The sequence below is a fragment of the Rhizobium sp. WW_1 genome (assembly GCF_003610155.1).
In the GTDB taxonomy this organism is placed as follows: Bacteria; Pseudomonadota; Alphaproteobacteria; order Rhizobiales; family Rhizobiaceae; genus Rhizobium; species Rhizobium tropici_A.
Window position 1 is genome coordinate 372,803 of sequence record NZ_RAIN01000001.1, and the last position, 24,197, is coordinate 396,999.

Genomic DNA, 24,197 nt, shown 5'->3' on the forward strand with positions numbered 1-24,197 from the left:
CGTTGCAGCGCTGCCGCACTCTCTCCCGCAAAGATGAGATCTCAGTTCAGCGGCGTCCAGGTACCGTCATCATTGCGACAGGCCGCACCGCGTGCCATGGTCGGCTTGCCTTCGACCGTAACCGTATGGGTATATTGCCGGCAATTCTGCGAACCCACCTGATAGGGTGCGGCTGCGATGACTTCACCGCTGGCGTCCCTACCCTTCCAAGCCACGGGCTGACCGAGCGGCGAGGTCTCAAGCGCCCGATATTCCGCTTCCAGCGCTCGCTGCTTGTCGTTGTCGTTGAGCTTGATGCCGGTGCGTTCGACGATGCCACCATCAAGAGCATTGATGAAGGTTGCCGAGGCCGGAGGCTTCGCAGACGAAAACAAGCTCTTGCCGCTCCCCGTGCCGCTCGTCGTCGAGCAACCGGAAAGCGCAATCGCGGCGAAAAGAGAGGGGACGACCAGAAAAAAGGTACGAAGCTTCATACAACCGAACCAGTATCAAAAAGCAAAACCATAGGTACTGCGCTGCGGCATCATCATGACCCACAACGTCTTTTTGGCATCATGCCGTGCCTCACGCAACATCCTTCGTCAGGCCTGGCAAAATTAGGCTCGCCCGAAGCCCGCCCCAGGTGCCCCTGGAGAGCTCGAAACGGCCCTGATATTCATTGGTGATCTCGCTCACGATCGATAGCCCAAGCCCCGTGCCCGGCTTACTCTCATCCAGCCTGCGCCCGCGCTTCATGGCTTCGCGGATCTCATCCGGCTCCAGACCGGGGCCGTCGTCTTCAACCACCAGTTCCACCCAATGACGCCGCGCCGGATCGATACCCTTGACCTCGGCCGGCGCCTCGTTTGCAACCACGCGCACCTTATGCTCGGCAAAGCGGGCAGCATTTTCGAGGAGGTTGCCGACCGTCTCCTCCAGATCCTGCTGCTCCATGGCAAGCGAAAGATTGGGCGAGACGGCAAGCTCAAACTCCTTATCCGCATTAAGCCGCCGCATGACACGGACGAGGCGCTCCAGCGCCGGTTCGGCATCGGTACGGGCCAGGACGGATTCACGCTGCGCGGCGATACGGGCGCGATTGAGATAGGATTGCACCTGTCCCTGCATGGCTTCGGCCTGGTTCTTCACCAAATCGCCGTGCGAGCGCTCCAAGACGCGGGATTCATTCAGCAGCACGGCGATCGGCGTTTTCAACGAGTGCGCGAGATTGCCGACCTGCATGCGGGCGCGCTCGACGATACGCCGGTTGCTGTCGATCAGCGCATTGATCTCGTTGGCAAGCGGCAGAATCTCACGCGGGAAATTGCCTTGCAGCCGTTCGCTTTCGCCGGCACGGATTCGTTCCAGCGCGGCGCGTGCCTTATCGAGCGGCTTCAACCCGTAGAGAATCGCAAGCGCATTGACGATCAGACTGCCAACACCGAAGCCGACGAGCGCGAGATAGAGGCTATGGGAGAAATTGCGGACGTCATCCTCGACCACGGCGACATTGCCAGTGACGCGAAACCGGGCCGCGTGGCCATCCCCATCGAGCACGACTTCGGTTTCAGCCACCTGCACACGGTTTCCGAAGGCATCGTTGACGACGTAATAGCGCTCGTAACGCTTGTCGAAGGGCGCCTCCAGCACCGACAGTACCGGCAGGTTCGACGCGCCCAGCGACGACGATACCAGCGGTGTCGCGGTATAGGTGCCGAGCGGCTCGACTATCCAATACCAGCCGGTCTTCGGCTGGGCGAAACGCAGGTCGCCAAGCTGTGGATTGCCTGATAGCCCACCCTGATCGCTGATCGTGACAGAGTTGACTACACTGGAGAGCTGTGCCCGCAGCAGGTCCTGAAAACCACGCTCGGCGCTCTTGCGGTAGATGTTGGAAATGACGAGGCCGATCACCACCAGCGCCATGGCGGACCAGAGTGTGGTCAATAGCAGGACGCGAGCGGTGAGCGACTTAATTCGCATTGGTTGGAGCTTGGATTCTGTAACCAAGGCCGCGGACCGTTTCAATCAAGTCGACGCCCATCTTCTTGCGCAGGCGGCCGACGAAAACCTCGATCGTGTTGGAATCACGGTCGAAATCCTGATCGTACATATGTTCGACCAGCTCGGTGCGCGAGACGACCTCGCCCTTGTGATGCATGAGATAGGCAAGCAGGCGGTATTCGTGCGAGGTGAGCTTGAGCGGCTTGCCGTCGACGGTCGCCTTCGAGCTCTTGGTATCGAGCCGCACCGGGCCGCAGACGATTTCCGAAGAGGCGTGGCCGGCGGCGCGGCGGATGAGCGCGCGGATGCGCGCCAGCACTTCCTCGACATGGAAGGGCTTGGCGACGTAATCATCCGCTCCCGCATCGATGCCGGCCACCTTGTCGCTCCAGCGGTCGCGGGCGGTCAGGATCAGCACCGGCACGGCGCGCCCTGCCCCGCGCCATTTCTCCAGCACGGTGATGCCGTCCATTTCGGGCAAGCCGATATCCAGGATGATGGCGTCGTAGGGCTCGGTATCGCCGAGAAAATGGCCCTCCTCGCCGTCAAAGGCCGTATCGACCACATAGCCCGCCTCCTTCAAGGCTTCGGCAAGCTGGCGGTTCAAGTTGATATCGTCTTCGACTATCAGAATGCGCATGTCTGAATCCAATTTCCCCGGTTCGAGAAACAGTACTGTAAATCGCGCTACAGTGGAATCACGGAAACAATAAGATTTTGTGTGAGATTCAAGGCTTTAGGCTGGCGTCACAAATGCCCTGTCGTCACATCGGCACTTTCATCGTTACCTTGCGCGGCCGCTGCCCGTTGCCCTGAACGAGAACGGTGATGATGCAGCTGTCGCCGGACGGCTGTGCGGAGAGAAGCTGGCCACCGGTCTTGGCGACGACCTCCTCGGCTGCCTCGCTGCAATCGCCGTTGGCCCGCGCGACCAGGGTCGACGTCGGCGCTGGCGCCGGCAGAACAGACGAGCCGGCCAAAACGAGGGCCGCTGCTGCTATGCTTGAAAATGAGGCCATGCTTCGGACTTCCCACAGGGACATTAACTAGGCCGATTATTTACCCAAACACGCCTGAATGGCAAATGAATGGGCTGTAATTTTCGGCCAACGGGGCAGATGGATGGCGCGAACGATACTTTAAGTCTTTGAAATTACTGAGTACGAAACCGAGGCATCGTCAAAAGGGCAACCGCTTGGCGCTCCAGCATCCGCCAACGATACAATCTATCAGCGATATGCCAGAATCAACGCATATCCGGGTTCGTGCGCGCCAGGCTCGCCCGCACGGACTTAGTCATTTTTAATCATTCCTGCTTATCATCGGCCTATGGACGCGACATGAGCCGTCGCCGCGCCATGGCCAATGCAACCGGCCTTCGGACGCCTTATCGACATAAGGCGCGAGGATTTCCCTGAGTCCTTTGAATCGCTTGCGGCAATTTCCTCTCAACATGAGTCCGGCGCTTCACAAGTTGATTCAAGAAGCTCAGACGAAGAATCCGGCTGCCGACAAACCGATTCCGTTCGAATGCTCAATCCATTGAAATCGCTGGCGGAGGCTTGCCCTTTCCTGTGCCTTGCTTTCAGAACGGCTCATGGACGGCCGTCGCCGTCTCGTAGTCTGCGGCAATACGCATTTCGCGCAGCGGGCGAACTCGTTCGATGGAGCGCTGATAATTCGGATGAGCCTTGTAAGCCGCGAGCGCCGCCTCGTCATCGAACTCGCCATAGACCACCAGATCGACGTCGGTCCCGAGCTGATCGGTCTTCACATTCGTGCCGATCTCCAACAACCGCGCATGCGGAATGGCCGTGAGGATCGAGAGGCCGGAACGAACCTCTTCAAGCCTGGCGCGATCGGGAACGGTGAAGAAGACGATATGGCGGATCACGCAGCGGCTCCTTGTGCATATGCGGGGCATGGCGCGATACCACGCGCATGGGTTCAATTCAATGAACCGGCTATTCCGGCCGAGGGACCGTTTGCTCGCAGCCTGCAAGCACCATCATTTACCTCTCGGGAGCAGAACATGATATTGTCACGACCATGACCGACGAGGAACTCGTATCCCTTGCCCTCGACCTGCCGGATACGGCGGAGGGCTCGCATTTCGGCACCCGCGACTTTCGCGTGCGAGGCAAGATCTTCATGACCCTTCCCGGGCCGGATTTCTGCGTCGTCAAATTGACGCCGGACCAGCAGCAGATGGCACTCGCAACCATGCCGGAACATGTCGCCGCCGTGCCGGGCGGCTGGGGCCTGAAAGGCTCGACGCGGCTCTTTCACCGCGATGCCGACGATGAAGAGGTCAGGACGCTGGTTCGACGGGCGTGGCGAAACGTGGCGCCGAAAACTATGGCTTTGCCGGAGGATTAGGCATCATATCGTCCTCGACGGTCAGTGGCCAGTCGACGACATAATCCTCGAAGTCGTCGAGATCGACGTCATTTTCGCTGACGGTGCGTCCGCGGGCGGACACGCCGGCAATATGCACCGTTTCCGGATCGCCGGAGATCAGCGGATGCCACCAGTAGAGATCGCGGCCTTCATTGACGAGACGATAGGCGCAGGTAGGCGGCAGCCATTCCAGCTCCGGCACTTTTTCCGGCGTCAGCTGCACGCAATCGGGCACGAAATCCCAGCGGTTCGGATAACTCGTGCAACGACAGCTCTCGCCATCCATCAGCTTGCAGCGGATCGAGGTGAAATAGACGTCGCCGCTATCCCATTCCTCGAGCTTGTTGAGACAACAGAGGCCGCAGCCGTCGCAAAGGCTTTCCCATTCCGACGGGCTCATCTCCGTCAGGCTCTTGCTTTTCCAGAAGGGTATCTCGTCTGTCATCATCGTCGTCCTCGCCACCCGATAGAGGGGGAATTCGGGCTGCGGCATGCATGTCTCTTGTTCTTTTCTCTAAATCAACCAATTATTCAATTAGCCGTTCTATGAGATAATGGGCTTTGCGTGTCCCACAAGGAGACGCGCGGCTGTAATGTGGTCGGGAAGTAGAGCGTGGAAGACCCATCCAATCCAGAAAACGGGCCGAACAACGCGCCCGAGACGCCTAGGGATAGCGGGGCTGAAAAGCCGCGGCGGAGGAAGCGCTATTTCTTCCTGCGCCTCGATTCATGGATCGACTCCACCCTCTGGAATGCCGGTTTCCGCCTTACCGAAGCCTGGGAAGACATTACCATCTTCTTCCGTCGTTTCCGCGCTCGCGGCTGGAAGCGCATTCTTTTCGAACTGCTCGGCGAAGGCATGACACTCGGCACAGCCGGCTCCGTCGTGATGCTGATGCTTGCCATGCCGGCCTTCGAAGCCACACAGGGCGACTGGCGCAATCGCGGCAACTTCGCGGTGACCTTCCTCGATCGCTACGGCAATGTCATCGGCCACCGCGGCATCATTCACGAGAATTCCGTGCCGGTCGACCAGCTGCCAGATTATTTCATCAAGGCGGTGCTGGCGACCGAGGACCGGCGCTTCTTCGACCATTTCGGCATCGACGTCATCGGCCTGTTCCGCGCCGTCACCGTCAATGCACAGGCCGGCGGCGTCGTCCAGGGCGGCTCGACGCTGACGCAACAGCTCGCCAAGAACCTGTTCCTCAGCAACGAGCGCTCCATCGACCGCAAGATCAAGGAGGCCTTCCTGGCGATTTGGCTCGAGGCAAATCTCTCTAAGAAAGAGATCCTCAGCCTCTATCTCGACCGAACCTACATGGGCGGAGGCACTTTCGGCGCAGCGGCCGCGGCGCAATTCTATTTCGGCAAGAGCATTACGGACGTCAACCTGGCGGAAGCCGCGATGCTCGCCGGTCTCTTCAAAGCGCCGGCGAAGTATGCGCCGCACGTCAATCTGCCGGCGGCACGCGCCCGCGCCAACGACGTGCTCTCCAATCTCGTCCAGAGCGGGCTGATGACGGAAGGACAGGTCATCGCGGCACGGCGCAACCCTGCTTCGGTGGTCGACCGCGCCCAGATCGAATCCCCGGATTATTTCCTCGACTGGGCTTTCGACGAGGTGCAGCGGCTTTCGAACCGGTTCCCGGAGCGCTCGCTGATCGTACGCACCACTATCGATATGGGGCTGCAGAAGGCGGCGGAGGATTCGGTCCAATCCAGCCTGATGGAGTTCGGCGAACGCTATAAGGCGAAACAGGGCGCTTCCGTCGTCATCGAAAGCGGCGGCGCCGTGCGCGCCATGGTCGGCGGCAGCGACTACGGCGAAAGCCAGTTCAACCGTGCCACCAAGGCGCTGCGGCAGCCGGGTTCGTCGTTCAAGATCTACACCTATTCGGTGGCGATGGAGAACGGCATGACGCCGACGTCGACCATCGTCGATGCGCCGATCACCTGGGGCAACTGGAGCCCGCACAATTACGAGAACCGCTACGAGGGCAAGGTCACGCTGACCCAGGCGCTCACGCAGTCGATCAACACGATCCCCGTCCGGCTTGCCAAGGAAAAGTTCGGTATCCAGCCGATCCGCGATATGGCCAAGGCCATGGGCGTGGAGACGCCGATCCGCAACGACAAGACCATTCCGATCGGCACGTCTGAAGTCACCGTGCTCGACCAGGCGACGGCCTATGCAGTCTTCCCGGCGGACGGTATGCAGTCGCGCCGCCACGGCATTGAGCAGATCACCGGCTATGACGGAAAGGTGCTTTACGACTTCAGCCGTGACGAACCACCTGCCAAGCGGATTTTGACTGAAAAAGCTACCTCCTACATGAACCAGATGCTGACGCAGGTTCCGGTGATCGGTACCGGCCGCAAGGCGGCTCTGGACAACGGCATCGTCGTCGGTGGCAAGACCGGCACAACCCAGGCCTACCGCGACGCCTGGTTCATCGGCTTTACCGGCAACTACACCTGCGCCGTCTGGTTCGGCAACGACGACTACACATCAACGAACAACATGACAGGCGGCACCCTGCCGGCCATGACCTTCAAGAAGATCATGGACTACGCCAATCAGGGTATCGTGCTCAAACCGATCCCCGGCATCAGCAACCCGTTCCCCGTGCAGAAGCCGCAAACCGTGGCCGCCAAGAAACCCGCCGACCCCGCCGCTAGCGGCCTGCCGCCGCTGGTGCGCCCGCGCTCGCTCTCGGTCGACTCCACGAATATCCTGCGCGACATCGGCGAAAGGCTGAAAGCGGCTGCACCGCTTGGCGCGCAAAAGGTGGCGACGGCGGAGTAGAGGTCTTTCCGCAGCGGCTGCGCCGCGCGTGGTGGCCTCGACTTCGTTCATCTCGACCGGACTGTAATGCGACGCCTGTAACAGCGGCAATTCGCGGCAGAACGATCCGGCGGAAGCCGTCGATTCGCATGAACGCTGCCGTCCCCGATCCCTGCTATTGTTCGCATAATGCCCTCAAACGACGGCCTGCCCTTCCCCCTGTCGCCAGAATCAGGGATAAATCGACACCGATTTGTCACGAGGACGATCCCAGGGTGTTCCGAGTTCCCCTTCTTGTTGCGCTTTCGCTTGTTATCGCTTTTGGCGGCGGTATCGTGTTCACGCTTCTGGCGCTGAATGCGACCTCGGGTTTCGGGGCGATCAAGCTCGGTGCCTGGCAGGCTTTTCCGGAAATGCAGACGGCGGATGCCGACCCTTATGCGAAATCTCACAGGGCGCGCGGCGGGCGGCTGCTTTACGGCACGGCCGAGGGGCTGGTCTTTACCGCTTCCGACGACGATGGCGGCGCGCGCCTGACGGCGAGCTGCAGCTATCGCATCAGCGGCCAGACGCCGCCGGCGCGGCTATGGACCCTCTTCATCGCCGGCAATGACGGCCAGCCGATCGAAGACGCGGCCGGCCGCCCTTCCACCATCAACTCCTGGGTCGTGCTGCGCAAGCCGGATTCGACGTTCAACATCGTGGTCTCACCCAATGCGCAGGCGGGCAACTGGCTCGCCCTGCCACCGTCCGGCAATTTCCGCCTGGTATGGACATTGCTGGATTCGCCGGCCGCCAGCAATTCCGGGCTGATCGATCTCGGCATGCCGAAACTCGAGAAGATCGGGTGCGGCAATGTTTAGATTCGTCTTCGCGATCCTGACCGGCCTGTTCGGTGCCGCACTGCTGCACATCATCATCATCCTGTCGCTGCCGCATTTCTCCGACCGTGATGCTTATACGCGCGTCTCCGATGAGGGCGACGAGAACCATTTCTACATGCTCGACAACAAGGATGACGAAGCGGGGCTTTCCAACACCGATCCGTATATCCGCACCGCCGTCTGTGCCTTCGACATCGAGGACACACCCGTTCACCTGACTGCAAAGGGCAAGGTGCCGTTCTGGTCGCTGGCCATTTATGACGCGGCATCCAATGAGGTGTTCAGCATGAGCGACCGTACGTCGGTCGGCGGCACGCTCGATCTGCTGCTGGCATCGCCCGTGCAACTGACCGGCATCCGCAAGGCGCTGCCACCCGCCCTCGCCCAGTCGATCCTGGTGGAAGTGCCTAGAGCACAGGGATATGCCGTGCTGCACACGATGGCGCCCCAGGCAAGCTTCGACGACGCGGCCAGAGAATTTCTCTCGGAGGCGGGCTGCGACGAATTCGACAATGGCTGAATGTGCCGGCTGAGTACGGGGACTGAAATACGGAATTGAGTCTGGGACGACGGCGCCAGCGCTACTCCACGGAGGGAGCCGTAACAAGCGGTGTCCGACCGGATTGCGGTGGCGACCGAGGGGCGCGCACAGGCACACGTCCCGATACGCATCTTCAAGGCGACGTTACTTTCCCTTTGCCCGCTTCGATCCCGTCCCGGGACGATGTGTGGGCGTATCGAGATGCTCGTACCGCACGCCGGTAAACAGAAGTATCTTCGCCTCTACTGGCTCTTTCTGAGCGCGGGGCGGCTGGCGTAATCGCCAATCCGAAAAAGATATGATCTTTGCCATTCTCGTCTCCATTTACGTCTCGAGACGGATGAACCTGCGACTTGATTTCACCCTGCCCGCCGCTGAAGCGGGCTAGCGCTTCCCTCCATTCCAGCCTTGTCCTGCTGGCTTCAATGGAGGCATCCGCGCCTTCTCACGGCCTTTCCCTTACACCGTGGCATGGGCACCGATTTCGGCTTCCATGCTGTCATTACACTTGATCACATTCTGCCAATGGCTGCTTTCAACCGGAATTCAGACATATCGCAGTTAACAGAATGCTAATTCTTGTCGCTCGTCGTCCCTGGCATCGCTCGTCATACTCTATTAACGCTGCGACGAGGGCTTTGGTTTCATAGGCCGAGGAAAAATTGCGGGAGCCGTTTTGACCGCGAAGTCGAATAATATCATATTCTTAGATAAACGGATGGTATCGCAGGCAAATGGAAGGAACACCGGCTGCGTTGCAGAAAAGCGTCACGCAAATATTATTTGCGCTCATCAAAAATTAACGTAATGTAGGGCCGAAATTCGAGGGCGATCAATGTTTGCGACGGGCAGTTCCGTCTTTTCTCCGGAGGATGTCATCGTCCTGCGCAATGCGCTGGATGGATGGTGTCTGGAAAAGCGGATCGATATAAAAAGTACGGAAGCCCAGTTCGCCGCCACGGCGGCAATCGGCCTTTTTCAATCCGGCTACAATACCTCGGAAAAGCTGCTTGAAGCCCTGCGCGAGCATAAGGGCATCTGAAGACATCCCCCATTCACGCTAAAGGACTGACTGAAGCCCGGTTGCCGTCCGACAACAGGGTGATTGAACGTCCCGATACCTTTCCAGCACAAACACCAATAAGTTGAGTGCAATTTCCGGTGCGCGTGTCGGAAAAGGTTTTCCACAGGCTGCGATGCGCGCCGAACTGCCGTTGACACGGTCAAAATCCCGATGCCGCCCAAGCGCAAGCTTAACGCGCAATTTTTATTCGGATTTTAATAAAGTTTTCACCAACCATTAACCTTGGCGGCCTTAGTCTTTCGCGAAAGCCAGATAAGGACGACCGTGTCCAAACCCGTTTCGACAATTGCTGCCGAACACACTTTCTTCATCGAAAGGGTTGTCCGGCACGACTGGAGCGAGGCGAGACGAAACGCTTGGTCGACCATCGGGCTCCCTGCTTTTTTGTTCAGCGTATCAGTATGGGTGTTGGCGTGCGTGATCGGTTTCGAGACCTGGAAGAGCCTGCGACTGTCCGTAAGAAGGACGTGGTTCTGATGGCGACGATCACCAGTTTCGAGGGCATGGGCCATCCGTCCAAATCGGAGCTCCGCCAGTTCGCCGAACTCTTTACCCCGGTTTTCCAGGCGTCGTCGGATGAAGCGAAGCGGCAGGCGGTCGCTGCCCTCTCCCAATGTGAAACCGTGCCCCAAGCAGTCGCCCTGTTCATCGGCTGTCAGCCGATCGCCATCGCCGCTCCCTTCCTGACGAGCTCTCCGGCAATCGATGACGATACGCTCATCACCATCGCCCGCACGCAGGGAGCCGCCCATGCCCGGGCAATCGTGCGCAGGCCATCTCTCTCGCCGAAGGTTATCGATGCCCTCGTCGGCTTGCATCAGGCCGAGCCGGAACGCGGCATGACCATGATCGAGCAGCCGACCAATGTCGCATCATCCGGAGCGGAGGTGGCGGAAACCGAGCGGCAGTCGCGCGAAGAGATCTTGCGCCAGCAGATCAAACAGGCCGCCCGTCATCTGGCTCGCGACGATAACGACCGGCTCGGCCTACGCAGTCTCAACGAGACACAGGAAGCACTGCTGGTCCGCTTTGCCAGGGAACGCGATGCGCTGCAATTTGCAACGACGCTCGCCGACGCCCTTTCCTCCAGCTACTGGCTCGCGGAACGCATTCTGCTCGACACATCGGGCCAGCAGCTCGCCGTTACCCTCACCAGCCTCGGCATGGGCATTGCCGACGCCGTATACTCGCTCGAGCGCTTCTATCCGCATCTGGCCGAACGGCATGGCAGCGTCAGCCGCGCGTGGCTGGTGCTCGACGACATCGACTCGGAAGAAAGCCAGGCGCGCGTCGAGGCATGGCGCCGCGCCGACAGCTATACCTATCTGCCGCGGGAAAAGCCCGCACCCGCGCAGCGTCCTGCAGCACCCCTGTTCGGCGCAAAATCCGGTACGATCCGCGAATTGCGCGTGGCAAACCGGCGCTAGAGACGGGTCAATCCAGCGGATTGGCGCGCAAACCGGCCAAAGGGACGATATCCGCAATATCGTCCGTCTCCAGCTCGACCACCCACAGATCAGGATCAAACTTCAGCTCGCGATCGAGGGTCTCGCGGATTTCCTGCGGCTCCTTGCGGTCGATGCGGATTTCGAAGAGCCGCGTTCCGCTCTCCTCCTCATCGAACAGGCTTTGCGGAGCGGGCGCATAGAGGGTTTCCGATCCGTCGCGGAAACGCTGTCGGATGAAGATCGCGCCCGCATGCTCCTCCCCCTTGCGCTCGACGGCGGCAAAATCGCCGCGAGCGAACAGGCGGCGGACAAGAGCGGAAACAAATATGTCGCTGCGCAATCTCATGGGCGAGCTATAGCGGGAGAGACCCGCCAAGGCAATTGAAGCCGCCCTCGGGTATAATTCACCATCGTTTACACGGCAGGCTTCAAAGCGCGCCGATATCCTGCAGCTTCTTGAGAACAGCCATGTTCGGCTCCCCGGTTTCCGGCAGGCGATAATGTTTCTGGAAACGGCGGATCGCGGCCTTCGTCTGCTCTCCGGCAACGCCGTCGATGCTGACATTGCTGTAGGCGATGTTGCTCAGACCCTTCTGGATCTGCATGACCATATTGACCTTGTTGACCGCATCGCCCGGCGTCGCCTTGGCAACGACGGCGCCGGTCTTCATGTTTGTCTCGGCATTCTGGATGGCGGCGGCGACCGGGTCGATCGCAGCCGCCGTCGCGGAAACATTGATGGGGCGCTGGGCAGGCACAGCCGCCGCAGCAATCGTCCCGCCGCCTGCTGGCGGCGTATTGGCGGCATTGCTGGCCTTGAGAGCGGCCAGAAGCTCCGGCGTCGGCGCGCCTGTCTGCGCCAGGCCGGACGCTTCCTGGAAGAAGAGAATGGCCGACGTCGTGCGCGACCCCGGCTTTCCATCGGCAGCGCCGTCATAGAGGCCGTGACGGATCAGTTCGGCCTGGATGTTAGCAATCAGCTTCGACGGTGCGGAGGACGGCTGAGCCGTGGCAGAGCTTGCCGCCTGCCCGTTTGGCGATGACGCGGCGGGATCGGAAACCGAATCCTGCCGTTCGATCCGGAACGTCGTGACATTGCCGGCATCGGCCTGCTGCGCGTGCAGGAAGGACTTGCGGCCGGGGATCTGATAGGGAGAAGCCGGATCACGGGTGCGCAATATGGGAGACGGATGTGCGCCCGTCTGATACCAGAGCGCGTTGGCGGTGACGAAACCGAAAACTCCGAAGAAGAGCGCGACACCACCGGCAATCGCCGGATGACGGCCAACCGCACTACCGATCAGAGAACCGAGCGCACCCGCGCCGCGAAGACCAAGGCCGCCCAGCGCGGTGCTGCCGCGCAGGCTCAGGCTGCCAAGGGCAACCGCCCCACGGGAAGCGAGACCGGGCTGCTTGCGCTTGCCCTTTCCTCTTCCCTTAGGCGATTTTCGCTTTTGCGGGGCCATTCATCAGTTCCTTGTTTCGCCCTTCATCTATCTCCACAGTATGTTTCAGGCGCGGCGGAAAATCGACCGGGCGATTGACATCCACAGGCAGTTGCATCGTCACGGCGCCCGAGCCGTCAAACGGAATGAGGATGGTGATGACCGTGCCCTCACCCGGCGCGCTCGCAATCGAGAAGCTTCCGCCGTGCAGGCCGACAAGGCCCTTGACCAGCGACAGGCCGAGGCCGGTCCCGGCATAACGGCGTGTGTAATCGTTCTGGATCTGGACGAAAGGTTGGCCGAGCGACGCCAGCCGCTCGCTGGCAATGCCGATACCCGTATCGCCGATCGACAGCTTCAGCATCCCATCCGTCAGGGCCGCGTCGATGGTGATCGCGCCGCCCGCATCGGTGAATTTGATGGCATTGCCGACGAGGTTGATGAGAATCTGCTGGATCGCACGCTGGTCGGCGACGATCTCGCCGAGACCGCGCTGAATGCGGCTCGTAAGCGTCAGCCCCTTTTCCTTCGCCTGCAGCCCGAGCATTGCCTCACATGTCGCAATCGTGTCTTCGATCGCGAAGGATTCGAGCAGCAATTCATAGCGGCCGGCCTCGATCTTGCTCATGTCGAGCATTGTATTGACCACCGACAGCAGATGCGCGCCCGACTGGCGGATCAGGCCAACATATTCGCGCTGACGGTCGTTTTCCAGCTTGCCGAAATATTCGCCGCTGAGAATATCCGAAAAGCCGAGAATGGCGTTGAGCGGCGTGCGCAGCTCATGGCTGACGGCGGCCAGAAATCGCGACTTGGCGTCATTTGCCGATTCCGCCTCGGCGGTCTTGCGCGCCGCATCCTCGCGAAGCTGCTGATCCTGGGAGATATCGCGCAGCTGGCTGACAATCGCGGTCAGGCGGCCGTCCACGTCACGGCGCGCTGTCAGTTCCATGCGCACGTAAACGAACTGCTCGTCACCGCCGGCAACCGCGGAGCGCTCCAGACGCAGATCCGCACCATGCGCATCCCTGCCCTGGCGAAGGACATCGATCGCCTGCAGGAAGACGATCCGATCGGAAACATGGATCTGCTCGATGAAGCCGCGCCCGGTGGGGTCGCGCATCCAGCTGAGGAATTCCGTTCGATCGCGGCCACCGACCGTGGTGACATTACCCTGCGGGTCGAGCAGCAGGATGAGACCGAACGCCGACTCCAGCATCAGATCGCGGTGCTCGACGACGACAGCCTCTGCCGGAAGGATGGCAGGCCGCTGGCGTGAGAGCGCGATGCTGCCGACGGCAGAAAAGAGGAAGGCGGCGCAGACCGTGGCCACACCGGCGGGCAGAGCCACGGCCGGGCTGGTGACGAAGGACAGGCCCGCCGGAACGGCAAGGAGCGCGACGGAAGAAGCAAGCGCAAGCCGGCGCAGGATCGCCAGCTCCTGCCCACGGACTTCACCACTCCCGCTCGTCCGGGACAGCCAGCTTCGGCCTACCCGGTCCACGAGAGCTACAGCCCCGACAGAAATGTCACTCAATACGCGCACACTACAACCCGTCAAAACGGTCACTTATTGGACTGCACAATAGGCCTCGCCGACTTAAAGAAAGAATAAAGAAGGAACGCGCCGAGCGGCCGAAAGAGGCTCAAGATCCCGTTTTGGCGCAGAATGCGGGACCTTTATTCTTTGTGGTTAACAGCGGGTAAGCAACGGATTTTATTCGTATTTCCGCTGCGCGTTAACTTTTGTAACAAGCAGCATATGCGCAAAGCCCTGCATATCAACAGCATCCGGCGAGACATGCTTAACATCAATCGCTACAATTTGAACCAAATGCTGCTCAAAGCTGGAAAGCTAAAATTTGAATCAAAATTGCAGAAAATGCTGCCGAGTTTTGAAAAGCACTGTTGTCCTCTGCCGGATAGGGTTCGAACCAGATCGGACGGGTCAGTCCGAATCGGCGCTCGAACCGAGCGACAGAGAGGATGGGCTAGGCTATGTGGTTTCTGATTAGAGCAGGGTTCTGGTTTTCGCTGGTCCTTATGTTCCTGCCGATCTTTGCAAAACCCGAGGGTGCCCCCCGGCCGGGCGGCGAACCGACGGTGCAGGTCTCCGATGCGATTTCGGCTGCGTCGGGTGTCGTCCAATATGTCGGCGCCATGTGCACCGAGAAGCCGGATGTCTGCCTCAAGGGCGGCGAAACGCTGACGGCCCTCGGTTATCAGGTCGGTGACGGCGCCCGCGTCGCCTACGATATGCTCGGCCGCCATTTCAAGGATCAGGCGTCAACCGCCCAGGCTCAGGCCGGCACCGCGACCGTACACGCAAACGCCGATCAGCTTGCCGCCATTGCCCAGCCAATGCCGGCCAAGCGCATCTCCGGCACCGAAACGGCCGACGTCGTCGTTACCGGCACCGTCAAGCTGCCGTCTTCCATTCCACTGCCGATGCCGCGCCCGCGCATCTGACGTATCTTACATTGGCCCCAACTCCAGCGCCGCTGACCTTCGATGGTCGGCGGCGTTCTTTATTGTCCTGGGTTCAAATCATCGGCTGTTTCGCCTATATCCAAGACATCGGACAATATGGACTGCTGCAATGACACCGCTCGACAAGATCATCGAAGACTTTTCCTTCCTGGACGAATGGGAGGATCGCTATCGCTTTGTGATCGAGCTCGGCAAGGCACTGCCCGATCTGCCGGAGGAAAAGCGGACGCTGGAGAACAAGGTGCAGGGCTGCGCAAGTCAGGTCTGGCTCGTCACGCACGCCTCGGGCGATCCGGACAACCCCATATTGACCTTTGAAGGCGATTCAGACGCGCATATCGTACGCGGGCTGGTGGCGATCGTACTCGCCACCTATTCCGGCAAGCCGGCCTCGGAGATTGCGGCTCTCGACGCGCTCGACGTCTTCGGCAAGATCGGGCTGGTGGAGCATCTTTCTTCGCAGCGCGCTAACGGCTTGCGCTCCATGATCAAGCGCATTCGCGAAGAGGCCCGGCTCAGGGCCGCGGCATAGGCCGGTTTCACGGCAGATATCGAGAAAACCCGGCCCCAGGCCGGGTCTTCTTCAGTTCACCATGGAATCTTCAGCGGGAGCCGCGCTTGCGACGCTGACCGAGACCCATTTCCTTTGCAAGGCGCGAACGTGCTTCCGCATAGGCGGGCGCCACCATCGGATAATCGGCTGCCAGATCCCACTTCTCGCGGTATTCTTCCGGCGAGAGGCCATGATGGGTCATGAGGTGACGCTTCAGCGATTTGAAGCTGCCACCACATTCCAGGCAAGTGATCTGATCATCCTGCACGGATTTACGAACGGATACGGCCGGCTTCTGCTTTTCGACCACGGTTACGGCAGGTGCCGGAGCCGAGGTGTTGCTCAAGGCGGAATGTACGTCGGAAATCAAATTCGGAAGGTCGCTGACCGGTACGACATGGTTGCTGACATAAGCCGCGACGATGTCGGCAGTCAGTTCAACCAGTAACTCCTGCCCGTTGCCAAGGGCCGCATCTGTCATTGTGTTCTCCTGTTCATCGGCTTGCCTGCTGCACCCACGCCTCCAAAGAGTCCGCAAGGCACAACGTTGCTATATGATTTGCGCTTGGCTACGGAAATCTGTTGATTTCGCTATGTCCCAGCGCCGAACAATCCGCGCGAACGCATTGCTCGTATTCGTAGCAGTCACCAGCAAGAAAACGGTGGATAAAGCCAAATTTCGTACCGCATGAAATCCACCCCTAGACCTCATGCGAGAGAAAACCGCCCCTTGCCGCCTGATATCGTAATTAGCGACCGCGATAGCGATCTTTAATCGCTTACCGGAAGAAAGTTTTGCTCAGCTTTTCATCAAAGAAAGATAAAAGCATTGAGAGCTTAAACCCGGTCGAGACTAACTCAACATCAGAACTCTACTTGAATCTGAATTAGCACTCTTTACCCAAATGTCCAGTTTTTAATCCCGACATTTCTTCGCAAAAAATTCATCTACTAAAAAATAGATAACTAATAACGCGAACAGCTATTCCTTCATGAACAATCTCCGCGTTTGTTAGCCCTTCTTTCTATACGCGCGTTTCGTGATCTGCTCCTGTGTTAACAGTTCATCCCGTACTGAAGGCGGTGTCAGCCGATAGCCGGCTTTGTGTGACGCGCGCGCGAGAAGATGTGCTGCAATCGGCGCCGTCAGCACGAAGAAAACGAACCCGGCCAGCGCTCGAGCCAGGATCGACATGTCCTGAGAGTGGATACCGACTGCAAGTAGCAACAGACCGGAGCCAACCGTGCCCGCCTTCGACGCGGCGTGCATCCGGCTGTAGAGATCGGGGAAACGCACGATGCCGATGGCGGCTATGAGCGAGAACAGCGCGCCTGAAAGTAGAAGTGCCGTTACTATAATGGCCCAAAGCAGATCCACTACCGCCCTCCCTTCTTGCGCCGGTCGTGCTTGGACGTCTTGCGGCCCCCGGCAGCGACGCCGTCATTCCGTCGAGGATCGCTCCGTTCCGCAGCATTCGATTGTGCCTGCGTCAGAATGAAACGAGCGAAGGCGACAGTGGCGAGAAAGCCGACGAGACCAAGCGAAATGGCGATATCGATATAGAGCGTGAAGCCCGTCTTGATGGCGATGACGGCAATGAAGCCGATGGCGATCGCGACCAGCATATCGAGCGCCAGAACCCGGTCCGGCAAGGTCGGGCCGGCCACCACGCGATAGACGGTAAAGAGGAAGGCTATACTTAAGATGCCGAGCGCCACCATGGCGGCGGCCGAAACGATGGATGCCGCGATCATCGGAAAGCCTCCATGATGCGTCGCTCGAAACCCTCGGCAATACCGCGTCTGAGGATATCCGGATCGGAGCAGTCGAGCGCGTGAACATAGAGCGTCTTGCGATCATCGGAGACGTCGACGGACAGTGTTCCCGGCGTCAGGGTAATGAGATTGGCAAGCAGCGTGATTTCGAAATCGCGGTCGACGGTCAGCGGAAAGGCGAAGATCCCCGGCTTCACATCCATCCTCGGGCTCATGACAGCGACGGCAACCGCCCAGACTGACTTGGTGAGTTCGCATATGAACACCAGCAGAAGCACGAGGATTCGCCTGACACGGCTGAGATAAAGCACGCCGCCATAGGAAGATCGAACGATCGCAAGCGCTATCGCCGCCAGCACGAAACCGAACACGAGATTGATGAAGGAGGCGCTGCCTGTAATGGCAACCCAGACGATGGCGAGCACCAGATTGAAGACGAACAGGATCATTCGGCGCCTCCCGCTACGGGGAAGACGGACTGCAGGTAGGCCGATGGCTGTTCGAGGCCGAGGGCGGCGGCCCGCGTCAAGTGGAGAAGCCCTTCCGGAAACAGGCCGAAGCCGACGACGAGCAGCGAAAGAGCCAGAAGCGGCACCGCTGCCCGCCAGCCGATCGGTTCCGCCATCGCGGCAGCGGCAGCGGCATCGGCTGGCGCCGGGCGCCAATAGGCGAGCAGGAACAACCGCCCGAAAACAATCGTCGTCAGGAAACCGGCCAAAAGGATTGTTGCGGCGAGCCACCACGCGCCCGTTGCCAGCGCCGCCTTGACCAGTACCACCTTGGGCCAGAAGCCGGAAAAGGGCGGTAAGCCGCTGATGGCGAAGAACAGCACCAGCGAAAGTACGGCAAACCAGCCGCTGCGGCGATAAAGCCCGCCAAGGGCGGCAAGCGAAAAGCTGCCGCCAAGGCGAGCCGCCTGCCCGGCGATCAGATAGAGCGCGGTCATCAGCACCATCGAATGCAGCGCATAGAAGATCGCGCCGCTGAGGCCATCGGCGCTGCCGAGCGCCACGCCGGCGAGCATCGTGCCGATACCCGATATGACGATATAGCCGAGCATGCGGCGTATATCGCTTGCGCCCAGCGCCCCCACCACGCCGACAAGCATGGTTGCGATAGCAATGACGGTGATGAGCGGGCCAAGCCCCGCCCGCTCGACCGGCAACAGCATGACCAGAATCCGGATAAGCGCGTAGACGCCGACCTTGGTCAGCAGGCCGGCAAAGAGGGCCGAAACGGTAATGCGCGGCGTATGATAGGAGGCCGGGAGCCAGAAATTGACCGGGAAGGCCGCCGCCTTCATGCCGAAGGCGAGCAGGAACAAGCCGGCCAGCGTCATCAACGGCGCATGGCCGTCGCCCGCCTTCGCCTTCATGGCGATATCGGCCATGTTGAGCGTGCCGAAGACGGCATAGAGATAGCCGACGGAGACGAGAAAGAGCGTGGTGGCGATCAGGTTCAACACGGCATATTTCAGCGCGCCATCGATCTGTTCCGGCTCCGAACCAAGGATCAGCAGACCGAAGGACGAAATCAGTAGCACCTCGAACCAGACATAGAGGTTGAAGACATCGCCCGTCAGGAAGGCACCGCTGACACCGGCCAACAGCAACAACAGGAAGGGGAAGAAGCCGTATCGCCGACCGCTCGCGGTGATTTCACCGAGCGAATAGACACTTGCCGCAAGTGCTGCGATCGCCGCCGTCAAGGCCATGAGCGCGCCGAAAATATCGACGCTGAAGGCGATGCCGAAGGGCGGCAGCCATCGTCCCATGACCATGGTCACGGCTCCCTCGCTTGCGACCCGATAGAGCAAGGCCGCATCGATCAGCACCAGCAGCGCCAAGCCTGGAATGGCGATCGCGGCGTGCCACTCCGTCCGGTTGCGCAGCATCAGAAGGATCGCGCCGAGCCCGATGCACAAGGCGACCGGCAAGACGACCAGCCAATGCCCCATCGGTATCGGCGCGGCAACGAGCGCATGGGAGAGGTCGACTGCGGTGTCCGTGGGTCCAGCCATTGCGTCAGTACCCCAAGGGCGGCAGCGGCCGCTCGTCCGGTTCGGCAAGCTGCATCTCGCCGGTGTTATCGGTCTTGAGGTCCTGATAGGCCCGATAGGTCAGGACAAGCAGAAATGCGAGGAACGAGAAGGAGATGACGATCGCCGTCAGGATCAGCGCCTGCGGCAGCGGATTGGCGGCCGCATTATCGAGCGTGCTCGCCCCCTTCTGGATGATGGCCGGCACATCCGGAGTCACACGGCCGGTGGTGAACAGGAGAAGATTCACGGCATTGCCGAGGATGGCGATGCCAAGCATGATGCGGATCGAGTATCGCGACAGCATCAGATAGATGGCGGCGGAGAAGAACAGGCCGACGACGACGGCAAACACAGCCTCCATCAATCCACCTCCCGCTCTTCGAGCGCAAGCGCGATCGAGGTGAAAGCTCCAAGGACGACGAAATAGACACCGATATCGAAGAGCGTGACGGTGGAAAGCGGCACTTCGATGCCGAAGAGATGCGGGTAGATCCACAGCCCGGTCATGAATGGAACGCCTGCAAAGATGGAAATGAACCCTGCAAGTGTCGAGGCAAGCAGGCCGAAACCCGCAATCGCCAGCGGATGAAAGATGATTGCGCGCCGGACCGCCGTGACGCCACAGGCGATCCCGTAGATCGCAAAGGCCGAGGCAGCGATCAGGCCGCCGATGAAGCCGCCACCCGGCTCATTGTGGCCACGCAGCAGCACGAAAACGGAGAAGAGCAGCATCAAAGCCGTCAGAAACGGCGCGGCGGTGCGGAAGATCAGCGTATTCATGAGCGCTCGGCCTTCATTCTGTCGCCAAGATCCGGCTTCTCCTCAAGATCAGGATCGTTGGCCGCAAGCTTGCGCTCGCCGCCGGCGCGAATGCGGATCAGCGCCAGGATCGCAAGGCCGGTCATGGCAACGACGGCGATCTCGCCGAGCGTATCCGTGCCGCGGAAGTCGACGATGATGACGTTGACCACATTGTCGCCATGCGCAATCAGCTTCGAATATTGATTGAAAAAGGCGGTCAGCGTCAGGTCGAACGGCGCCTGAGTTGCCTTGAGCAGAAGAAGCGCGAAACCGGTGCCGCAGGCAACGGAGAGCGCGGCGTGGCCGATCCTTGCGAGCGGCGGGCGGCGATCCGAAGGCGAAAGCCGCAGCCGCGTCATTACAAGCGCCAGGATCACGACCGAAAGCGTCTCGACCATGAATTGGGTAAAGGACAGATCCGGGGCGCCGAACAGCAGGAAAATGACCGCGACGGCAAAACCCTGGATGCCGAGCGACACGATGGCCGTCAGCCGGTCTCGCGCAAAGACGACCGCGGCAACGCCGATGACGGCGATCAGGAAGATGGTCGCCTCATGCCATTGCAGGTCCGGCCAGGCTGGCATGACCGGCAGTTCGCCATGAACAACGAGAGGGATCAGCAGCATCGCCGCCAGGCAGAGAAAGGTGACGGTCACGTAGATTTCCAGCCGGCCAGGCTGCAGCAGACGCGAGATCCCATGCGATAGCCGCACCAGGCCAGACATGAAGCCGTCAAAGCCGCGATCCGGCCCGGGCCCGAGGGCACGCAGGATAACGGACATCGCGAAACGGGCTCGATCGAGCTGCCAGTAAACGGCGACACCGATCAGCACGGTGATAACCGACAGCGCCAGGGGCACGCCGATATGCGGGACAAGTGAAACCGATATTTCTAGCGTCTTCCCCCCGACGGCGCTTGCCATCGGCGAGGAAAGGTAATCATGCCACGGACCTGAGAACAAAGCCGCCAGCAGGCCCAGCAGAGCAAGCAGCACCGGCCCGAGCCAGAGCAGCGGCGGCGCTTCGTGCGGATGGCGTGGCGTCTCGACAAGCGGCCCGATGAAGGGCTTCAAAGCGACGGCAAAGGCGATGGCGAACATCAGCGCATTGCCAGCGATAGCGATGACCGTCAGGGCGATCGCGGCCGGCGATGCCTGCGCGAGCGCGGCGTAGATCTCTTCCTTGGCCAGGAACCCAAAGGCGGGCGGCAGGCCGCCCATCGACACGGCAGCGACCAGAGCGGCGGCAAAGGTCAGCGGCATGGCGGAGCGCAAACCGCCGAGCCGGGTGATATCGCGCGTCCCCGTCTCGTGGTCGACGATGCCGGCCACCATGAACAGGGCGCCCTTGAACAGCGAATGCGCCACCAGATAGAGGACGGCGGCCTCGATGGCATAATCCGTGCCGAAGCCGGTCAGCATCACCAGCAGGCCAAGCGAGGAAACCGTCGTATAGGCAAGCTTCAACTTCAGGTCGGTCTGGCGGATCGCGAGCAGAGTTCCGACAAGCAAAGTCGCCGCGCCGAAGATCGGCAGGATCGTCTGCCAGGCCATAGTACCGCCCATCACCGGATTGAGCCGCATCAGCAGGTAAACCCCGGCCTTCACCATCGTCGCCGAGTGGAGGTAGGCGGAAACGGGCGTCGGCGCCTCCATGGCGTTCGGCAGCCAGAAATGAAACGGGAACTGCGCCGATTTGGTGAAGGCCCCGCCCAGTACAAGAATGAGGGCGGCAAGATAAAGCGGGCTCCCACGCAGGACGTCGCCGGCCTTCAGGAGATCGGACATCGAGCCGATGCCGGTCACCTGCCAGATCAGCAGCAGGCCCGCCAGCAACAGCAATCCGCCACCGCCTGTCACGACCAACGCCTGCAGCGCCGCCCGGCGCGACGCTTCCCGGCGATGGTCGAAACCGATCAGCAGGAAGGAGGTGATCGAGGTCAGCTCCCAGAAGACGAATAGCGTCAGGAAGCTGTCCGAGACGACGAGGCCGAGCATCGAGCCCATGAACAGGAAGATGAAAGAGAAGAAACGTCCGAGATCGACATGCCCCTTCAAATAACCACCAGCATAGAGGACAATCAGCGTGCCGATGCCGGTGATCAGCAGGGCGAAAGTCAGCGACAGGCCGTCGATCAGCCAGGAAAACCTGAGATCAAGGCTCGGCACCCAATCGAATCCGCCGAGTTCGGTACGCCCATCCGCCACGGCCGGAAGGAAGCCCGAAAAATGCAGAAAGGCGAGAGCGGGAAGCAGCGCCAGGGGCCACGCCGCATTATGGCCCAACCGCCAAACAACAACGGGCGCGATCAGCGCACCGATAAAGGGCAGGCAAAGAGCCAGGAATGTCAGGCCCGCAGCGGCAGCGGCCATGTCCCCCCCTTACTGAACGTTCATGCGGAATCCGGCAAAGCCGGAGCGTGTCGAAGGGATAGGCGAAAGAGCACACCGCCTCAAGCCCTGGGGAGGGAAAACCGGGCATAAACCACCGAAATCGTTATCCATGCGGGTCTTCGCAAGGGTTGCAGGATGGCCCGGCCTGCTCGGAAACTCATGATATCCGCCTGCGTGTCACCTGATGTGTAGACCACATTGCCAATTCTGCATGGCTCGCAATGAAGCTGTAATGAATTGACGCTAAATTACGCGCATTTATTGAATCGCTATGGAAGTTGCGCTGGAAAATGCGCTAATCTTGATCGGTTTGCAGATCCTGCCCCTCGGAAACCGCAATGCTCGCCCGCCTGATCATCCTCTTGCTTCTTTCTCCCGCCTCAGCCCTTGCCGCGGACTGGTGGTCCTATGACAATGCAGGTTTCGGCTACGCAATCGAGCTGCCATCGGAATTCCATCTCTCGATCACCCCCGAGGATAGCGACCGGTTATCGCTATCGCCCGCGGACCGCTCCGCCTCGCTGCAGGTCTTCGGCACGATGATCGCCAACGGTGATTTTGCCACGGAAGCGAATGGGCGCGTGGCGCTTGCCAGGGACGAAGGCTGGAAGATTTCCTACGCCAAATCGAACTCGCGCGGCATCAGCTTTTCGGGCACCAGGCAGGGGCGCATCGTCTACGTGCGCGGGGTCGCGCTCTGCAATGGGGCCGCAGCCTTCTTCCAGATGGACTATTCCAAGACGGACATGCAGCGCTACGACGCCGTCGTCATGCGTCTGGTGCGCAGCCTGCGCTCGACCAAAAAGTGTACGCCGACGGCCGAGATCGTCAAAAGTTTTCCGGCGACAGGCTGAAACAGGTCAGGACAGCCGAATAATGCACGGCGGCGGCGGCCACGACGAAGCCGTGCCAGATGGCGTTCTGGAAGCGCAGCTTTTCCCAGACGTGAAAGATGACGCCGAGCGAGTAGATCACTCCGCCAATGACGATCAGCAGCAGCGAGGCAAACGGGATATAATCCGAAATCGGCCTGGCGACGAGGATGCCGCTCCAGCCCATCGCCAGATAGAGCAGGATGGCGAGTCGATCGAAACGGCCTGGGAAGAGACATTTCAGGACGATGCCGAATGCGGCGAAAACCCAGACGGCAATCAGCACGCCAAGCAGCAACGGATCTTCCGCCCCTCGCTGGAGAAAGGGTGTGTAGGTGGCGGCGATCAAAACGTAAATGAAGGAATGATCGAAGCGTCGAAGAAACCATTTCGTTCGGGAGACAGGCCACAGATTGTAGGTGAAGGACATTCCGAGCGTCAGCACCAGACCAACGCCATAGATCCAGGCGGCGGCAATTGCGCCATAGGAACTCCAGACAGTCGCATAAAAAATCAGGACGGTGGCGCCAATCAGCGCGAAAACCACGCCGACACCGTTGACGATGCCGTCCGCGATGATCTCATAACGATCATAGGCCCAACGGATGCCTCTATATTCTGTCATCGCATGCGGTTCCGTTTCCGTCCGGGGCGATCCTTGCACCTGAGAGACGAGGAAGCAACCGCGCCAGACGAGC

The 24,197-nt window shown here is 60.2% G+C and carries 27 protein-coding genes; 9 read left to right on the forward strand and 18 right to left on the reverse strand.

Features of this window, described 5'->3' with window-relative positions:
• Positions 1-41: 41 nt before the first annotated feature.
• The 5 genes from BJ928_RS01755 to BJ928_RS01775 all read right to left on the reverse strand — a co-directional run bounded on the left by BJ928_RS01755 (position 42) and on the right by BJ928_RS01775 (position 3,877).
• The gene (locus tag BJ928_RS01755; protein WP_047627331.1) at positions 42-473 is read right to left on the reverse strand and encodes a membrane protein; all 432 of its coding nucleotides are present in this window, start codon (positions 471-473) and stop codon (positions 42-44) included.
• A 91-nt stretch (positions 474-564) separates the two neighbouring features.
• A complete protein-coding gene (locus tag BJ928_RS01760) occupies positions 565-1,962 on the reverse strand; it encodes a HAMP domain-containing sensor histidine kinase (RefSeq protein WP_047627333.1) in 1,398 nt (465 codons plus the stop codon).
• Positions 1,952-2,623 (reverse strand): response regulator transcription factor, encoded by a 672-nt coding sequence (locus BJ928_RS01765; RefSeq protein ID WP_047627335.1) that lies wholly within the window; start codon positions 2,621-2,623, stop codon positions 1,952-1,954. Before BJ928_RS01765 ends, BJ928_RS01760 begins: the two co-directional genes overlap by 11 nt.
• A gap of 124 nt (positions 2,624-2,747) precedes the next feature.
• On the reverse strand, positions 2,748-3,002 hold the full coding sequence (locus tag BJ928_RS01770) for a hypothetical protein (protein ID WP_047627336.1): 255 nt from the start codon (positions 3,000-3,002) through the stop codon (positions 2,748-2,750).
• A gap of 566 nt (positions 3,003-3,568) precedes the next feature.
• Complete coding sequence (locus BJ928_RS01775) at positions 3,569-3,877, reverse strand: Dabb family protein (protein ID WP_047627338.1); 309 nt, start codon at positions 3,875-3,877, stop codon at positions 3,569-3,571.
• Positions 3,878-4,032: 155 nt separating this feature from the next.
• Here BJ928_RS01775 and BJ928_RS01780 point away from each other — a divergent pair, with 155 nt between their 5' ends.
• Positions 4,033-4,362, forward strand: coding sequence for an MmcQ/YjbR family DNA-binding protein (locus BJ928_RS01780; RefSeq protein ID WP_047627341.1), 330 nt, complete (start codon positions 4,033-4,035; stop codon positions 4,360-4,362).
• On the opposite strand, the gene BJ928_RS01785 is transcribed toward BJ928_RS01780, so the two are convergent.
• Positions 4,340-4,828, reverse strand: coding sequence for a YcgN family cysteine cluster protein (locus BJ928_RS01785; protein ID WP_047628725.1), 489 nt, complete (start codon positions 4,826-4,828; stop codon positions 4,340-4,342). The genes BJ928_RS01780 and BJ928_RS01785 overlap by 23 nt on opposite strands.
• 168 nt (positions 4,829-4,996) lie before the next feature.
• Between BJ928_RS01785 and BJ928_RS01790 the strand changes: the two genes are divergently transcribed.
• The 5 genes from BJ928_RS01790 to BJ928_RS01810 all read left to right on the forward strand — a co-directional run bounded on the left by BJ928_RS01790 (position 4,997) and on the right by BJ928_RS01810 (position 11,107).
• Positions 4,997-7,192 (forward strand): PBP1A family penicillin-binding protein, encoded by a 2,196-nt coding sequence (locus BJ928_RS01790; protein WP_047627342.1) that lies wholly within the window; start codon positions 4,997-4,999, stop codon positions 7,190-7,192.
• A 254-nt stretch (positions 7,193-7,446) separates the two neighbouring features.
• Positions 7,447-8,034, forward strand: coding sequence for a DUF1214 domain-containing protein (locus tag BJ928_RS01795; RefSeq protein WP_047627343.1), 588 nt, complete (start codon positions 7,447-7,449; stop codon positions 8,032-8,034).
• Complete coding sequence (locus BJ928_RS01800; RefSeq protein ID WP_047627345.1) at positions 8,027-8,575, forward strand: membrane protein; 549 nt, start codon at positions 8,027-8,029, stop codon at positions 8,573-8,575. Before BJ928_RS01795 ends, BJ928_RS01800 begins: the two co-directional genes overlap by 8 nt.
• A gap of 856 nt (positions 8,576-9,431) precedes the next feature.
• Positions 9,432-9,638, forward strand: coding sequence for a hypothetical protein (locus BJ928_RS01805; RefSeq protein ID WP_047627349.1), 207 nt, complete (start codon positions 9,432-9,434; stop codon positions 9,636-9,638).
• A gap of 455 nt (positions 9,639-10,093) precedes the next feature.
• Entirely contained in the window at positions 10,094-11,107 is a 1,014-nt protein-coding gene (locus tag BJ928_RS01810; protein WP_245432215.1) for a DUF2336 domain-containing protein, read from the forward strand.
• A 7-nt stretch (positions 11,108-11,114) separates the two neighbouring features.
• On the opposite strand, the gene BJ928_RS01815 is transcribed toward BJ928_RS01810, so the two are convergent.
• The 3 genes from BJ928_RS01815 to BJ928_RS01825 form a co-directional block, all read right to left on the reverse strand.
• A complete protein-coding gene (locus BJ928_RS01815; protein WP_047627352.1) occupies positions 11,115-11,474 on the reverse strand; it encodes a DUF1491 family protein in 360 nt (119 codons plus the stop codon).
• Positions 11,475-11,556: 82 nt separating this feature from the next.
• Positions 11,557-12,594 carry a peptidoglycan-binding domain-containing protein gene (locus BJ928_RS01820; protein ID WP_047627354.1) on the reverse strand — a complete coding sequence of 346 codons (1,038 nt, stop codon included), beginning with the start codon at positions 12,592-12,594 and terminating at the stop codon, positions 11,557-11,559.
• Entirely contained in the window at positions 12,566-14,119 is a 1,554-nt protein-coding gene (locus BJ928_RS01825) for an ATP-binding protein (RefSeq protein ID WP_047627355.1), read from the reverse strand. Before BJ928_RS01825 ends, BJ928_RS01820 begins: the two co-directional genes overlap by 29 nt.
• A 452-nt stretch (positions 14,120-14,571) precedes the next feature.
• Between BJ928_RS01825 and BJ928_RS01830 the strand changes: the two genes are divergently transcribed.
• The gene (locus BJ928_RS01830) at positions 14,572-15,042 is read left to right on the forward strand and encodes a DUF5330 domain-containing protein (RefSeq protein ID WP_047627357.1); all 471 of its coding nucleotides are present in this window, start codon (positions 14,572-14,574) and stop codon (positions 15,040-15,042) included.
• A 130-nt stretch (positions 15,043-15,172) separates the two neighbouring features.
• Positions 15,173-15,595, forward strand: coding sequence for a SufE family protein (locus tag BJ928_RS01835; protein WP_047627359.1), 423 nt, complete (start codon positions 15,173-15,175; stop codon positions 15,593-15,595).
• Positions 15,596-15,665: 70 nt separating this feature from the next.
• Here the strand turns inward: BJ928_RS01835 and BJ928_RS01840 are convergent, their stop codons facing one another.
• The 8 genes from BJ928_RS01840 to BJ928_RS01875 form a co-directional block, all read right to left on the reverse strand.
• The gene (locus BJ928_RS01840; RefSeq protein WP_047627360.1) at positions 15,666-16,097 is read right to left on the reverse strand and encodes a MucR family transcriptional regulator; all 432 of its coding nucleotides are present in this window, start codon (positions 16,095-16,097) and stop codon (positions 15,666-15,668) included.
• A gap of 531 nt (positions 16,098-16,628) precedes the next feature.
• Complete coding sequence (gene mnhG / locus BJ928_RS01845) at positions 16,629-16,994, reverse strand: monovalent cation/H(+) antiporter subunit G (protein WP_047627361.1); 366 nt, start codon at positions 16,992-16,994, stop codon at positions 16,629-16,631.
• Positions 16,994-17,371 carry a cation:proton antiporter gene (locus BJ928_RS01850; protein ID WP_047627362.1) on the reverse strand — a complete coding sequence of 126 codons (378 nt, stop codon included), beginning with the start codon at positions 17,369-17,371 and terminating at the stop codon, positions 16,994-16,996. The genes mnhG and BJ928_RS01850 overlap by 1 nt, the downstream gene beginning before the upstream one ends.
• Positions 17,368-17,841, reverse strand: coding sequence for a Na+/H+ antiporter subunit E (locus tag BJ928_RS01855; protein ID WP_047627363.1), 474 nt, complete (start codon positions 17,839-17,841; stop codon positions 17,368-17,370). The genes BJ928_RS01850 and BJ928_RS01855 overlap by 4 nt, the downstream gene beginning before the upstream one ends.
• The gene (locus tag BJ928_RS01860) at positions 17,838-19,412 is read right to left on the reverse strand and encodes a Na+/H+ antiporter subunit D (RefSeq protein ID WP_047627364.1); all 1,575 of its coding nucleotides are present in this window, start codon (positions 19,410-19,412) and stop codon (positions 17,838-17,840) included. The genes BJ928_RS01855 and BJ928_RS01860 overlap by 4 nt, the downstream gene beginning before the upstream one ends.
• 4 nt (positions 19,413-19,416) lie before the next feature.
• Positions 19,417-19,794 (reverse strand): Na+/H+ antiporter subunit C, encoded by a 378-nt coding sequence (locus BJ928_RS01865; protein WP_047627366.1) that lies wholly within the window; start codon positions 19,792-19,794, stop codon positions 19,417-19,419.
• On the reverse strand, positions 19,794-20,213 hold the full coding sequence (locus tag BJ928_RS01870; RefSeq protein WP_047627368.1) for a Na+/H+ antiporter subunit B: 420 nt from the start codon (positions 20,211-20,213) through the stop codon (positions 19,794-19,796). Before BJ928_RS01870 ends, BJ928_RS01865 begins: the two co-directional genes overlap by 1 nt.
• Positions 20,210-22,606 (reverse strand): putative monovalent cation/H+ antiporter subunit A, encoded by a 2,397-nt coding sequence (locus BJ928_RS01875; RefSeq protein ID WP_047627370.1) that lies wholly within the window; start codon positions 22,604-22,606, stop codon positions 20,210-20,212. The genes BJ928_RS01870 and BJ928_RS01875 overlap by 4 nt, the downstream gene beginning before the upstream one ends.
• Before the next feature lie 359 nt (positions 22,607-22,965).
• On the opposite strand from BJ928_RS01875, the gene BJ928_RS01880 reads away from it, so the two are divergent.
• A complete protein-coding gene (locus BJ928_RS01880; RefSeq protein ID WP_047627372.1) occupies positions 22,966-23,481 on the forward strand; it encodes a hypothetical protein in 516 nt (171 codons plus the stop codon).
• Here BJ928_RS01880 and BJ928_RS01885 read toward each other — a convergent pair.
• Positions 23,456-24,124, reverse strand: a complete 669-nt coding sequence (locus tag BJ928_RS01885; RefSeq protein WP_047628726.1) for a hemolysin III family protein — start codon at positions 24,122-24,124, stop codon at positions 23,456-23,458. The two genes, BJ928_RS01880 and BJ928_RS01885, sit on opposite strands and share 26 nt — an antisense overlap.
• Between the last annotated feature and the right edge of the window lie 73 nt (positions 24,125-24,197).